Source organism: Azohydromonas sp., from assembly GCF_035325925.1.
Classification (GTDB): domain Bacteria; phylum Pseudomonadota; class Gammaproteobacteria; order Burkholderiales; family Burkholderiaceae_C; genus Calidifontimicrobium.
Window position 1 is genome coordinate 1 of the sequence record NZ_DAOKZA010000037.1, and the last position, 13,218, is coordinate 13,218.

Consider the following 13,218-nt stretch of genomic DNA (forward strand, 5'->3'; position numbering starts at 1 on the left):
GTCGCCGCAGCACGCATCGTCGCGGACCTGAAAACGAGTTGTTCAGGGCCGACTAGTGCAGCGGTGCGCGGCGCTCGGCGCGCCGACGGCGGTTGCCCACGTGCAAAGGCCGCCCGCAGGCGGCCCGGTCGGGGCGGCGCGATGCGCCGGGGCGGCGGCCGCGCGCTTCAGACCTCGAAGTCGGTCAGCTGCCTGCCGGCGGCGAGTTCGGCGCGCAGCCACTTCGGCTGCAGCCCGCGCCCGGTCCAGGTGTCGCCGGTGGCCGCGTTGCGGTACTTGACCGGTGCCTTGCGCCCGCTGGCCGCCTTCGTGGCGGCGGCGCTGCGCGTCGACAGGTCGGCCACGGTGAGTCCGTGTTCGGCCATCAGCGCCTTGACTTTGGCGATCGCGTCGGCGCGTTCGCTGCGCTGGGTTTCGACGATCTGGCGTTCGATTTCGGCCTTCTGGGCCAGCAGTTCCTGCAACGTGGGCATGGACATCTCCGCGAAAAACGACAAACGGCGCCGCGGATATTACCGCCGTGGCGCCGTGTCGGTGAATCTGCGCAGAGAATCTGTTGCCGGTATCAGCGATACCCCACCCGGTCGAGCATCTGCTGCACGCGGGTTTGATTCTTGCCGGCCACGGCCACCGGAATCGTTTCGGCACGGAACTCGCCGAGCGCGGCCAGCGCCGGATTCGTCACCTTCACGCTGGCCACCGCGGGCCATTCGTTGTTGCCGTCGGCGAAATAGCGCTGCGCGGCGTCGCCGGCGAGGTATTCGAGGAACGCCACCGCCGCGTCGCGGTTCTTCGCGTGCCGCGCGACCGCAGCGCCGGCGATGTTGACGTGCGTGCCCCAGGTCGACTGGTTCGGGAACACCACGCCGACCTTTTCGAGCACCGCGCGGTCCTCGGGCTTGGTCGAGCGCATCAGCCGCGCCAGGTAATAGCTGTTGGTCAGCGCGATCGCGCATTCACCGCTGGCCACCGCGCGAATCTGGTCGGTGTCGCCGCCCTTGGGCGCGCGGGCCATGTTGTCGACCACGCCCTTGAGCCACTGCTCGGTCTTTTCGGCGCCCAGGTGCTCGACCAGCGAGCCGAACAGCGACAGGTTGTACGGATGCGAGCCCGAACGAGTGCAGACCTTACCCTTGTGCTTCGGGTCGGCGAGTTCCTCGTAGGTATCGACGTCGGCGCGTGCGACGCGGGTCTTGTCGTACACGATCACGCGCGCGCGCGTCGACATGCCGAACCAGTGGGGGCCCTGGCCCGAATCCTGCCCGCGCAGCGTCGCGGGAATGCGCGATTCGAGCAGCTGGCTTTTTACCGGCTGGAACAGGCCTTCGGATTCGGCCGTCCACAGCCGCGCCGCATCGACGAGCAGCACCACGTCGGCCGGGCTCGCGCTGCCTTCGCTCTTCAGCCGGGCGAGCACACCGGCATCGTCGGCGTCGACACGCTGGATGCGGATGCCGGTGGCCTTGGTGAAGTTCTCGTACAGCGCCTCGTCGGTCTGGTAATGGCGCGCCGAGTACAGGTTCAGCACCTTGTCCTGCGCCCAGACCGCGGGCGCGGCGACGGCCAGGCCGAGGGCGACGGCGCCGACGGCGCGGCCGAGTTTGGCGAACGGGTTCATGCGGGGCTCCTGCGGCAGGGGTGACAACTGCCGGGAGTGTACTTCACAACACGAATGATTCGTGTTTAAGAAAGATCAAGAACCGACGACGCCGGCGTCGCGGCGGCGCAGCGCCCCGGGCGCGACCCGCCACGCGCCTATTGCGACGGCGGCACGTAGCCCGCGGGCTTGTCGGCGCCGGCGCCGAAGAAGAACTGCTCCATCTGCCGCGCCAGGTACTGGCGCGCGCGCGCGTCGGCCAGGTTGAGCCGGTTCTCGTTGACCAGCATCGTCTGGTGCTTCTTCCACACCTCGAACGCTTCCTTGCTGACGTTGTCGTAGATGCGCTTGCCGAGTTCGCCGGGGTAGGGCGGGAACGCCAGCCCTTCGGCTTGCTTCTTCAGGTACACGCACTGCACCATGCGGGCCATCGCGATCTCCTTGTTCAGACGAGTCTCTTGACCAGCACCTGCGAGCGCCGGTCCCAGTTGTACTTGCGCTTGCGCGCCTCGGGCAGCCAGTCGGCGTCGACCGGGTGGAAGCCGCGCTTGATGAACCAGTGCATCGTGCGCGTGGTCAGCACGAAGATGCTGTCGAGCCCCATCGCGCGGGCGCGCTGCTCGATGCGCTTGAGCATGCGCTCGCCGTCGCCCTGGCTCTGCGAGTCGGGGGCCACGGTCAGCGCCGCCATCTCGCCGGTCTTCGCCTCGGGGTACGGGTACAGCGCGGCGCAGCCGAAGATGATGCCGTCGTGCTCGATGACGCTGTAGTTGGCCACGTCGCGCTCGATCTCGTGGCGTTCGCGGCGCACCAGCGTGCCGTCGCGCTCGAACGGCTCGATCAGCTGCAGGATGCCGCCGACGTCGTCGGGCGTGGCCTCGCGCAGGCTCTCGAGCTTCTCGTCGACGACCATCGTGCCGATGCCGTCGTGCGTGAACACCTCGCGCAGGATCGCGCCGTCGACGGCGAACGGCAGGATGTGCGAGCGCTCGACCCCGCCCTCGCACGCGGACACGCAGTGGCGCAGGTAGAACGCGGCGTCGGCCGGCCGCGTCGGCGCCGGCAGCGATGCCAGCAGGCGCTTGGCGTCGGCCAGCGCGAGCTCGGTGTCGATGTCGCTGTCGGGGTCGTCGGGCTTCTCGCGGATGCCCGGCAGTTCGGTGAGGAACAGCAGCTTGTCGGCCTTCAGCGCGACCGCGGTCTTCGTGGCGACGTCTTCCATCGTCAGGTTGAACGCCTCGCCGGTGGGCGAGAAGCCGAACGGCGACAGCAGCACCAGCGCGCCGATGTCGATCGCGCGGCGGATCGTCGCGCCGTCGACCCGGCGCACGATACCGCTGTGCATGAAGTCGATGCCGTCGACGATGCCCACCGGGCGCGCGGTCAGGAAGTTGCCCGAGACCACGCGCACGGTCGCGTTGGCCATCGGCGTGTTCGGCAGCCCCTGCGAGAACGCGGCCTCGATCTCGAAGCGCAGCTGGCCGGCGGCCTCCTGTGCGCTGTCGAGCGCGACTGCGTCGGTGACGCGGATGCCGTGGCTGAAGCGCGACGCGTGGCCCTTGGCCCGCAGCTGCTCGTCGACCTGCGGCCGGAAGCCGTGCACCAGCACCAGCTTGATGCCGATCGCGTGCAGGATCGCGAGGTCCTGCACCAGGTTGTTGAGCTTGCCCGCCGCGATGCCCTCGCCGGGGAAGCCGACGACGAAGGTCTTGCCGCGGTACGCGTGGATGTACGGCGCGACCGCGCGGAACCACGGCACGAAGGTGTGCGGGAAGACCAGGCTCATGACGCCGCGCATTGTGCCGCACCCCCTCGCGCGCGACGGCCGGCGCCTCCCACGCTCTCGGCGTTGACGCACCGCGGGCGGCCGCGCACCATCGCCGCCTCACGAACCGGGAGACCGACGATGGATGCCTACCAGACGCACGGCGCGTTCAGCTGGAGCGAACTGATGACCACCGACCCCGCGGCCGCGGCCGACTTCTACGGCCGGCTGTTCGGCTGGACGACGCAGGTGATGGACATGGGCAGCGGCCCGTACACCGTCGTCAAGTGCGGCGAGACCTCGGTCGGCGGCATCATGGGCATGCCGCCCGACGCCGGCGCGATGCCGCCGGCGTGGGGCTGCTACGTGACGGTCGACGACGTCGACGCGACCGCGGCGCGGTGCGGCGAACTCGGCGGCACGGTGCTGATGCCTCCCACCGACATCCCCACCGTCGGCCGCTTCGCGGTGCTGCGCGACCCGAGGGGCGGGGTGATCAGCGTCATCCCCTACGCCGGCGCCGGCGGAGGCCGGGGGCGGGGGGTGCGCGGCGGCGCGGGGATAATCCCGCCCCCGATGTCGCCGCCGCGCGCGAACCCCGTCCCGCCGATCACCTATCCCGAAGCGCTGCCGGTGTCGGCGCGGCGCGACGAGATCGCGCGCGCGCTTCGCGAGCACCCGGTGATCGTTGTCTGCGGCGAGACCGGCTCGGGCAAGACCACGCAGCTGCCGAAGATCGCGCTCGAGCTCGGCCGCGGGCTCGGCGCCGGCGGGCGCGGGCTGATCGGCCACACGCAGCCGCGGCGCATCGCCGCCGCGAGCGTGGCCAGGCGCATCGCCGAGGAGCTGAACACGCCGCTGGGCGAGGTGGTCGGCTACAAGGTGCGCTTCCACGACCGGCTGCACGGCGGCGCCAGCGTCAAGCTGATGACCGACGGCATCCTGCTCGCCGAGACGCAGTCCGACCCGCTGCTGCGCCAGTACGACACCATCATCGTCGACGAGGCGCACGAGCGCAGCCTGAACATCGACTTCCTGCTCGGGCACCTGCTGCAGATCCTGCAGGGGCCCGGGCCGAAGCGCCCCGACCTGAAGGTGATCGTGACCTCGGCGACGATCGACGCCGAGCGCTTCGCGAACCACTTCGCCGGCGCGCGCGGCCCGGCGCCGGTGATCCAGGTCAGCGGCCGGCTGTACCCGGTCGAGCAGCGCTGGCGGCCCTTCGACGACCCCCGCGCGCCCGGGCCGACGCCGGCGGCAGGCGGCACGCCGCCCGCCGGCCGGCCCGGAGCGCGGCGCGACGCCGACCTCGCCGACGCGATCGCCGATGCCGTCGACGAGCTGTGGCGCGAGGGGCCCGGCGACATCCTCGTGTTCCTGCCCGGCGAACGCGAGATCCGCGACGCCGCCGACCACCTGCGCAAGCACCTCGCGCACGGCCCGCGAAGCGGCCCGCCGCCGCAGATCCTGCCGCTGTTCGCGCGCCTGAGCCAGGCCGAGCAGGACCGCGTCTTCACGCCCGGCCACGGCCGGCGCATCGTGCTCGCGACCAACGTCGCCGAAACGTCGCTTACCGTGCCCGGGATCCGCTACGTGATCGACAGCGGGTTGGCGCGCGTCAAGCGCTACAGCTACCGCCACAAGGTCGAGCAGCTGCAGGTCGAGCCGATCAGCCAGGCGGCGGCAAACCAGCGCGCCGGGCGCTGCGGGCGCGTGACCGACGGCATCTGCATCCGCCTGTACGACGAGGCGTCGTTCGCCGCGCGGCCGCGCTTCGCCGACCCCGAGATCCTGCGCTCGTCGCTGGCCGGCGTGATCCTGCGCATGAAATCGCTGGGGCTGGGCGCCGTCGAGGACTTCCCGTTCCTCGAGCGCCCGCCGGGCAAGGCGATCGCCGACGGCTACGCGCTGCTGGCCGAACTCGGCGCCGTCGACGACGCGAACGAGCTCACCGCGATCGGCCGCGAGCTGGCGAAGCTGCCGCTGGACCCGCGCGTCGGCCGCATGATCCTCGAGGCGCGGCAGCGCCAGGCGCTGTCCGAGGTCGTCGTCATCGCCGCGGCGTTGTCCGGACAGGACGTGCGCGACCGCCCGCTCGAGCAGCAGGCCGCGGCCGACGAGAAGCACCGCATCTTCGACGACGAGAAGTCCGAGTTCGCCGGCACGCTCAAGCTGTGGCGCTGGATCGAGGCGGGCCGGGGTGTGCATGGCCATGCCGGCGAGAAGACCGACTCGCCCAAGCTGTCGAACCGGCAGCAGGAGCAGCGCCTGCGCGAGCAGTTCGTCAACCCGCGTCGTGTGCGCGAGTGGCGCGACATCCACGCGCAGCTGCACACCGTCGTCGCCGAACACGGCTGGCGGCTGAACACCGTGCCGGCGACCTACGAACAGATCCACTGCTCGTTGCTCGCCGGGCTGCTCGGCAACGTCGGCGTGAAGGCTGACGACGATGAGCACTACCTCGGCGCGCGCGGCATCCGGTTCTGGCGCCACCCGGGCGTGCACCTGAGCAAGAGACCCGGGCGCTGGATCGTCGCCGCCGAACTGGTCGAGACGACGCGCCTGTTCGGCCGCGGCATCGCGACCGTCGAGCCGAAGTGGATCGAGGCGATGGCCGGCCACCTGCTGAAGAAGCAGCTGCTCGAGCCGCACTGGGAGAAGAAGGCCGCCGAGGTGGTGGCGCTCGAGCGCGCGACGCTGTACGGCCTCGTGCTGTACAACGACAGGCGCATCAGCTACGCCAGGCTCGACCCGGCGGGCGCGCGCGAGATCTTCATCCGCGAGGCGCTGGTGGCCGGGCTCACCGACGACACCTGGGACACCCCGCTGCCGTTCTTCGCGCACAACCGCAAGCTGATCCGGCAGGTGCAGGAGCTCGAGCACAAGGCGCGCCGGCAGGACGTGCTGGTCGACGACGAGCTGATCTACGCCTTCTACGACGCGCAGATCCCGGCCGACGTCACCGGTGGCGCCGCGCTCGAGCGCTGGTACCGCGAAGAGGCCCGGCGCCGGCCGAACCTGCTGCAGCTCACGCGCGACGAACTGATGCGCCACGAGGCGGCCGGCGTCACGACGTCGGCGTTCCCGAGGGTCGTGCGCCTGGGCGGCGTCGACTGCGCGGCGGCCTACCTGCACGAACCCGGGAACCCGAAGGACGGGTTGACGGTGACGGTGCCGATCTACGCGCTGAACCAGGTCGCCGACGAGCGCTGCGAGTGGCTCGTGCCCGGGATGCTGAAGGACAAGGTGCTCGCGCTCGTCAAGACGCTGCCGGGCAAACCGCGGGCGCGCCTGCAGCCGCTGCCCGAGTTCGCGCAGGCCTTCGTCGAGGCGACGGCGTTCGGCGACGGCTCGCTCGTCGAGCGGCTGCTCGACGCGGTGCGCGGGCGCACGCAGCTGCCGGTGCAGCGCGCCGACTTCAAGCTCGAGCAGTTGCCGCCGCACCTGCTGATGAACCTGCGCGTCGTCGACGAGCACGGTCGCCAGCTCGGCATGGGCCGGCACCTGCCGACGTTGAAGGCCGAGTTCGGCGGCCAGGCGCGCAGCGCGTTCCAGGCGCTCGCGGCGCTGAAGCTCGGTGCGGCAATGCCTGCACCTGCGCCGCGCCCGGCCAGCGCCGCACCACCGGCGGCCGCTTCGCGCGGCGTCGTCGCCACCGTCGAGCGCCGCGCACCGCCGGTCGACCCCGCCGCCTACACCGCGTGGACCTTCGGCGAGCTGCCCGAGCTGATGGAGATCCGCAAGGGCGGCCAGACGCTGGTCGGCTTCCCGGCGCTGGTCGACCGCGGCACGCACGTCGAGGTCGAGGTCTTCGACGAGCCCGAGGTCGCCGCCGCGAAGCACCGCGCGGGGCTGCGCCGTCTGGTGGCGCTGCAGGTCCGCGAGCCGCTGAAGTACCTCGAGAAGCACATCCCCGACCTGCAGGCGATGGCGGCGCAGTACATGGGCCTGGGCACGCTCGAGGAGCTGCGCGCGCAGATCGTCGACGTCGCACTCGACCGTGCCTTCCTCGCCGAGCCGCTGCCCGCCGACGCGACGAGCTTCAAGGCCCGCGTGGACGAAGGGCGTGCGCGGCTGAACCTGATCGCGCAGGAGGTCGCGCGCCAGGCCGCAGCAGTGCTTGCAGGGCACGCCGCGGCCACGCGCAAGCTCAAGGACAGCCGCGCGCCGAAGGACGTCGCCGACGACATCGCGGCACAGCTGCAGCGGCTGGTGCCGAGGCGCTTTCTCGCCGAGACGCCGTGGACGGCGCTGCAGCACCTGCCTCGCTACCTGAATGCGGTCGTGCTGCGGCTCGACAAGCTGCGCGTCGATCCGGCGCGCGACGCGCAGCGCCTGGCCGAGGTGCGCGCGCTCGAGCAGCGCTGGCTGCGCCGCGTGGCCGAACTCAAGGGCCGGCGCGACGCGCGGCTCGACGAGTTCCGCTGGCTGCTCGAGGAACTGCGCGTGAGCCTGTTCGCGCAGGAGCTGCGCACCCCGCAGCCGGTGAGCGTCAAGCGGCTCGAGAAAGCCTGGGCCCAGCTGCAGGGCTGAGCGCCGCGGCTCACGGCCTGCCTGCGCAGGCCGGTGCGGCGCGAAGGGCCCGAGCGGTGCGACGCCGCGGCTTGCGAGGTGGCACGGTGCACGGGCCGACGACGTCGCGCACGCGACGGCTGTCATCGTTCGGTCAGCGTGATGTTCCATAATTCGAGGAATATCGAAATGCGTCGCGGCGTCGCGTCGCGGCCACGGAGTACGTCGACCATCATGCGAGTGGGCATCAACGGCATGGGCCGCATCGGCCGTCTGGCGCTGCGCGCCGCCTTCGGCGCCGCCGAGCGCCCCGAGGCCGACCCGCGTGCCGCCAACCGGCTCGACGTCGTGCACGTCAACGAGCTCAAGGGCGGCGCCGCCGCCACCGCGCACCTGCTGGCCTTCGACAGCGTGCAGGGCAGGTGGCGCGAGGCGATCGAGGCCGACGGCGACGACGCGATCCGCGTCGGCGGCCGGCGCCTGGGCTTCTCGTCGCACGCCGCGCCGGGCGGGATCCCCTGGGGCGACCTCGGCGTGGACCTGGTGCTCGAGTGCACCGGAAAGTTCCTCAGCCCCGAGACGCTGCAGGGTCATCTGGACCGCGGCGCCAGGCGCGTCGTCGTCGCCGCGCCGGTCAAGGTGGGTGACGTGCTCAACGTCGTCTTCGGCGTCAACCACCACCTGTACGACCCAGCGCGCCACCGCATCGTCACCGCCGCCAGCTGCACCACCAACTGCCTGGCCCCGGTCGTCAAGGTCGTGCACGAATCGATCGGCATCCGCCACGGGCAGATCACCACCATCCACGACCCGACCAACACGAACCTGGTGGTCGACGCGCCGCACAAGGACCTGCGGCGCGCGCGCAGCGCGATGCTCAGCCTGGCGCCGACGACCACCGGCAGCGCCACCGCGATCGCGCTGATCTACCCCGAGCTCAAGGGCAAGCTCGACGGTCACGCGGTGCGCGCGCCGGTGCTCAACGCGTCGCTGACCGACGCCGTGTTCGAGCTGCAGCGCGCCACCACCGCGGACGAGGTCAACGCGCTCTTCAAGGCCGCCGCCGCCGGGCCGCTGGCCGGCATCCTGGGCTACGAGGAGCGCCCGCTGGTCAGCGCCGACTACGCGCGCGACACGCGCAGCGGTATCGTCGACGCGCCGTCGACCCTGGTCACCGACGGCACGCTGCTCAAGGTCTACGCCTGGTACGACAACGAAATGGGCTACGCCTGCCGCATGGTGGACCTGGCGTGCCACATGCGTCAGCGGGGCACCTGAAGTGCGGTCGCCGATGCCCTGGCACCCCTGGGCTTGCGCTTGCGGCCCGTCGCTGGCCTTGAACGTCGGGTTTGCATGCGCGTGCCAAGGTCGCGCATGCCGAGGCCGGCGGGTGCCCTTGCCCTGCATGTCCCCCGCCTGCGGTCTTCGACCGGCGGCTCCTCCTTTACTTCCGGGCAAGGGCACCCACCGTCCTCGGCAGGCCACCGCACGGGTGTTCGACCGTCGAAGGCCGCAGTGCCTGCAAGCCGAGGACAGCGGGCTCCCTCCCACGGAAGTGAAGGAGCAGGGTCGGGCGCAGCCCGGCCCGGGGGACATGGAGTGGGAGGGAGCCCGCTGGCCTTGGCCCGCGCGACGGTCGCAAGCGAGCCGCCTCGCGCAGCAGACGCTCACCGGGTTCCGCAACGGGCCGCAGCCTGTCAAGGCTGAACAGTGATGCACGCAGGCACGCGCCACTACGCCCTCGTCACGGCCGCCTACTGGAGCTTCACGCTCACCGACGGCGCGCTGCGCATGCTGGTGCTGCTGCACTTCTACCGGCTGGGCTATTCGCCGTTCACGCTGGCCTTCCTGTTCCTGCTGTACGAGGCCGCCGGCGTGGTCGCCAACCTGGTCGGCGGCTGGCTGGCCACGCGCTTCGGCATCGCGCGCATGCTGGCGGTGGGTCTGGCCACGCAGATCACCGGTTTCCTGCTGCTGTCGGCGCTGTCGCCCGACTGGACGGCGGCGCTGTCGGTGGCCTGGGTCGTCGTCGCGCAGGGCATCTGCGGCGTGGCCAAGGACCTGACCAAGACCGCCAGCAAGTCGGCGATCAAGCTCACCGCCGGCTCGGCCAGCGGGCGCTTGTTCAAGTGGGTGGCCTTCTTCACCGGCAGCAAGAACGCGATGAAGGGCGTGGGCTTCTTCCTCGGTGGTCTGCTGCTGCAGGCCGTGGGATTCCAGCACGCGCTGTGGGCGATGGCGGCGCTGCTGGCGCTGGTGCTGGCCGGCGTGGTGGCCTTCGTGCCGCCGCTGATGGGCAAGAGCAAGGCGTCGACGTCGGCCAGGGAACTGTTCGCCAAGAACCGCGGCATCAACGCGCTGGCGGCGGCGCGCGTGCTGCTGTTCGGCGCGCGCGACGTGTGGTTCGTCGTCGGCGTGCCGGTGTTCCTCTACGCCTCGGGCTGGACCTTCACGATGGTCGGCGGCTTCCTGGCCGCGTGGACGATCGGCTACGGCGCGGTGCAGGCGCTGGCGCCGGCGATCGTGCGGCGCAGCGACGACGGGCTGAGCCGCGAGGTGCCGGCGGCGCGCCGGTGGTCGGCGGCGCTGGCCCTCGTGCCCCTGGTGCTCGCCGCGCTGGTCATCGCCGGCGTGCCGCACCTGGAGTGGGTCGTCGTCGCCGGGCTCGCGGTGTTCGGCGTCGCCTTCGCGGTCAACTCCTCGGTGCACTCGTACCTGATCCTGGCCTATGCCGGCAGCGAGAAGGCGGCCGAGGACGTGGGCTTCTACTACGCGGCCAACGCGCTCGGCCGCTTCCTCGGCACGCTGCTGTCGGGGCTGCTGTACCAGGGCTTCGGGCTGACCGGAGCGCTGGCGGGTTCGGCCGCGATGCTGCTGGCCTGCTGGGGCGTGACGCTCGCCCTGCCGCTGCGGCACCCGACGGCGCTGCAACCCGCGTCGTGATGAAGGAGGTCGACACGATGGATGAACACGATGCCGTCGCGGCGCTGGCCGCGCTGGCCCAGCCGGCGCGGCTGCGCATCTTCCGCGCGCTGGTCGGCGCCGCCCCGGGCGGGCTGACGCCGGGCGACCTGTCGGCGACGCTCGACGTGCCGGCGTCGACGCTGTCGTTCCACCTGAAGGAGCTGATGCACGCCGGCCTGGTGACGCAGCAGCGCGACGGCCGGCACCTGATCTGCCGCCCCGACATCGTGCGCATGAACGCGCTGCTGGGCTACCTGAGCGCGCATTGCTGCCACGGCGTCGACTGCGTCGCGCCCAGCGCCGCCGATGAGTCCTCCGGCTGCGCCACCTGCTGACCCCCCACCCCGGCCCGAGGAGCCTCGCGATGAAACGCTTTCACGTCCACGCCCGCGTCACCGACCTGGGCGCCGGCATCGCCTTCGACTCGAAGCTGTTCGGCACCGAGCCCACGCGCGTCGAGGCCGACGACGCCAAGTGGAAGCTCGACGACCCGCGCATCAACTTCGCCGTTTCGGCCCGCGGGGCGGCACCCGATGTCGACCACCTCGGATTCCAGGTCGACGACGACGGCGAGCTGGCCGAGCTCAAGGCACGCGCGCAGGCGGCCGACATGGCGCTGCTCGACGAAGGCCCGACCAGCTGCTGCCACGCGCGCAGCGACAAGCACTGGGTGACCGACCCGCAGGGCATCGCCTGGGAGCGCTTCCGTTCGCTGCACGACATTGCGGTCTTCCGCGAGGCGGCGGCGGCCGCGGGCGCGGCGCTCTGCGCCCCGGCGCAGACGGCCGAGCCCGCCGCCGAGGCCGTCGCGCGTTGCTGCTGACGGGCCGCATGAACGCCGCCCCATCCCGCGCGGCGGATGCCGTGGCCGGGCTCGGCCCCGATGCGTCCGCAGCGGACACTCGACCCTCGGTGGAGGTCCTCTTCCTGTGCACCCACAACTCGGCGCGCAGCATCCTGGCCGAGGCCATGCTCAACCACTGGGCGCGGCGGCTGGGCCGGCCGGTGCGTGCACAAAGCGCGGGCAGCGCGCCGGGCACCGCGGTGCAGCCGCTGGACATCGTCGTCACCGTCTGCGACGACGCTGCCGCCGAGAGCTGCCCGTACTTCGTCGGGCGCGCAGGGCGGCGGCCGGTCAGGCTGCACTGGGGCGTTCCCGATCCGTCGAGGGCCGAGGGCGACGCGACGCAACGCCGCCGCGCCTTCGAGCTGACGCGGCAGGCCCTGGGCTACCGCGTGCTGCAGTTGCTCGCGCTGCCCCTGCAGGACCTGTCCGCCACCGATCTCCAATCCGCACTGCGATCCATCGCAGGGAACTGACATGGGCCTGTTCGAACGCTATCTGACGCTCTGGGTCTCGCTCGGCATCGCCGCTGGCGTGGCGCTGGGCCTGACCGTGCCGGGCCTGTTCGAGGCCATCGCGGCGCTCGAGTGGGCGCACGTCAACCTCGTCGTCGCCGTCTTCATCTGGGTGATGATCTACCCGATGATGATCCAGATCGACTTCGCCGCCGTGCGCGAGGTCGGGCAGCGGCCGCGCGGGCTGGTGCTGACGCTGGTCGTCAACTGGCTCGTCAAGCCGTTCACGATGGCGGCGCTGGCGGTGCTGTTCTTCGAGCACCTGTTCGCGCCCTGGGTCGACCCCGCGTCGGCCAGCGAATACATCGCCGGCATGATCCTGCTCGGCGTCGCGCCGTGCACGGCGATGGTGTTCGTCTGGAGCCAGCTGGTGAAGGGCGACCCCAACTACACGCTGGTGCAGGTGTCGGTCAACGACCTGATCATGGTCGTCGCCTTCGCGCCGATCGCCGCCTTCCTGCTCGGCGTGACCGACGTCCACGTGCCGTGGCAGACGCTGCTGCTCAGCGTGGTGCTCTACGTCGTGCTGCCGCTGGTGGCCGGCATCGCCACGCGCCGGCGCTGGCTGCGTGACGGTCCGCAGGCGCTGGCGGCACGCGTGGCGCGCATCAAGCCCTGGTCGGTCGCCGGGCTGATCGCCACCGTGGTGCTGCTGTTCGGCCTGCAGGCCGAGACGCTGGTGGCGCAGCCGCTGGTGATCGCGATGATCGCGGTGCCGCTGGTGCTGCAGTCCTACGGCATCTTCTTCGTCGCCGCGCTCGGCGCGCGCTGGCTGAAGCTGCCGCACGACGTGGCGGCGCCGGCGTGCCTGATCGGCACCTCGAACTTCTTCGAGCTGGCGGTGGCGGTGGCGATCTCGCTGTTCGGTCTGAGCTCGGGCGCCGCCTTGGCGACCGTCGTCGGCGTGCTGGTCGAGGTGCCGGTGATGCTGTCGCTGGTGGCGATCGCGAACCGGAAGCGACACTGGTTCGGCGGTGCACGGGGCGCGGCCGGTGTTGCGCCGGCCGCCCGCTGAAGGATC

At 71.5% G+C, this 13,218-nt stretch carries 11 protein-coding genes; 7 read left to right on the forward strand and 4 right to left on the reverse strand.

The genetic code is table 11. The annotated features are described in order from the left end of the window. Positions 1–167: 167 nt before the first annotated feature. The 4 genes from PKC53_RS13440 to argA form a co-directional block, all read right to left on the reverse strand. Entirely contained in the window at positions 168–473 is a 306-nt protein-coding gene (locus PKC53_RS13440) for an H-NS histone family protein (protein WP_324429414.1), read from the reverse strand. A 92-nt stretch (positions 474–565) separates the two neighbouring features. Then, on the reverse strand, positions 566–1,618 hold the full coding sequence (locus tag PKC53_RS13445; protein ID WP_324429416.1) for an extracellular solute-binding protein: 1,053 nt from the start codon (positions 1,616–1,618) through the stop codon (positions 566–568). 137 nt (positions 1,619–1,755) lie between these two features. Beyond that, positions 1,756–2,028 carry an oxidative damage protection protein gene (locus tag PKC53_RS13450; RefSeq protein ID WP_324429418.1) on the reverse strand — a complete coding sequence of 91 codons (273 nt, stop codon included), beginning with the start codon at positions 2,026–2,028 and terminating at the stop codon, positions 1,756–1,758. A gap of 14 nt (positions 2,029–2,042) precedes the next feature. Beyond that, entirely contained in the window at positions 2,043–3,383 is a 1,341-nt protein-coding gene (argA, locus tag PKC53_RS13455; RefSeq protein ID WP_324429420.1) for an amino-acid N-acetyltransferase, read from the reverse strand. A gap of 120 nt (positions 3,384–3,503) precedes the next feature. On the opposite strand from argA, the gene hrpA reads away from it, so the two are divergent. The 7 genes from hrpA to arsB all read left to right on the forward strand — a co-directional run bounded on the left by hrpA (position 3,504) and on the right by arsB (position 13,212). After that, entirely contained in the window at positions 3,504–7,895 is a 4,392-nt protein-coding gene (gene hrpA, locus PKC53_RS13460) for an ATP-dependent RNA helicase HrpA (protein ID WP_324429422.1), read from the forward strand. A 213-nt stretch (positions 7,896–8,108) separates the two neighbouring features. Continuing rightward, a complete protein-coding gene (locus PKC53_RS13465) occupies positions 8,109–9,152 on the forward strand; it encodes an ArsJ-associated glyceraldehyde-3-phosphate dehydrogenase (protein WP_324429424.1) in 1,044 nt (347 codons plus the stop codon). 435 nt (positions 9,153–9,587) lie between these two features. Then, on the forward strand, positions 9,588–10,817 hold the full coding sequence (gene arsJ, locus PKC53_RS13470; protein ID WP_324429426.1) for an organoarsenical effux MFS transporter ArsJ: 1,230 nt from the start codon (positions 9,588–9,590) through the stop codon (positions 10,815–10,817). A gap of 17 nt (positions 10,818–10,834) precedes the next feature. Continuing rightward, entirely contained in the window at positions 10,835–11,173 is a 339-nt protein-coding gene (locus PKC53_RS13475) for a helix-turn-helix domain-containing protein (protein ID WP_324429427.1), read from the forward strand. Positions 11,174–11,202: 29 nt separating this feature from the next. Further along, positions 11,203–11,661, forward strand: a complete 459-nt coding sequence (locus PKC53_RS13480; protein ID WP_324429429.1) for an ArsI/CadI family heavy metal resistance metalloenzyme — start codon at positions 11,203–11,205, stop codon at positions 11,659–11,661. 8 nt (positions 11,662–11,669) lie between these two features. Continuing rightward, positions 11,670–12,158, forward strand: coding sequence for an arsenate reductase ArsC (locus PKC53_RS13485; protein WP_324429432.1), 489 nt, complete (start codon positions 11,670–11,672; stop codon positions 12,156–12,158). Position 12,159: 1 nt separating this feature from the next. Next, entirely contained in the window at positions 12,160–13,212 is a 1,053-nt protein-coding gene (arsB, locus tag PKC53_RS13490; protein WP_324429434.1) for an ACR3 family arsenite efflux transporter, read from the forward strand. Positions 13,213–13,218 lie beyond the last annotated feature (6 nt).

Bases quoted from the DNA above. Each gene is read 5' to 3' on its own strand.
- PKC53_RS13440 (WP_324429414.1), bottom strand. From the start codon at position 473: ATGCCCACGTTGCAGGAACTGCTGGCCCAGAAGGCCGAAATCGAACGC.
- PKC53_RS13445 (WP_324429416.1), bottom strand. From the start codon at position 1,618: ATGAACCCGTTCGCCAAACTCGGCCGCGCCGTCGGCGCCGTCGCCCTC.
- PKC53_RS13450 (WP_324429418.1), bottom strand. From the start codon at position 2,028: ATGGCCCGCATGGTGCAGTGCGTGTACCTGAAGAAGCAAGCCGAAGGG.
- argA (WP_324429420.1), bottom strand. From the start codon at position 3,383: ATGAGCCTGGTCTTCCCGCACACCTTCGTGCCGTGGTTCCGCGCGGTC.
- hrpA (WP_324429422.1), top strand. From the start codon at position 3,504: ATGGATGCCTACCAGACGCACGGCGCGTTCAGCTGGAGCGAACTGATG.
- PKC53_RS13465 (WP_324429424.1), top strand. From the start codon at position 8,109: ATGCGAGTGGGCATCAACGGCATGGGCCGCATCGGCCGTCTGGCGCTG.
- arsJ (WP_324429426.1), top strand. From the start codon at position 9,588: ATGCACGCAGGCACGCGCCACTACGCCCTCGTCACGGCCGCCTACTGG.
- PKC53_RS13475 (WP_324429427.1), top strand. From the start codon at position 10,835: ATGGATGAACACGATGCCGTCGCGGCGCTGGCCGCGCTGGCCCAGCCG.
- PKC53_RS13480 (WP_324429429.1), top strand. From the start codon at position 11,203: ATGAAACGCTTTCACGTCCACGCCCGCGTCACCGACCTGGGCGCCGGC.
- PKC53_RS13485 (WP_324429432.1), top strand. From the start codon at position 11,670: ATGAACGCCGCCCCATCCCGCGCGGCGGATGCCGTGGCCGGGCTCGGC.
- arsB (WP_324429434.1), top strand. From the start codon at position 12,160: ATGGGCCTGTTCGAACGCTATCTGACGCTCTGGGTCTCGCTCGGCATC.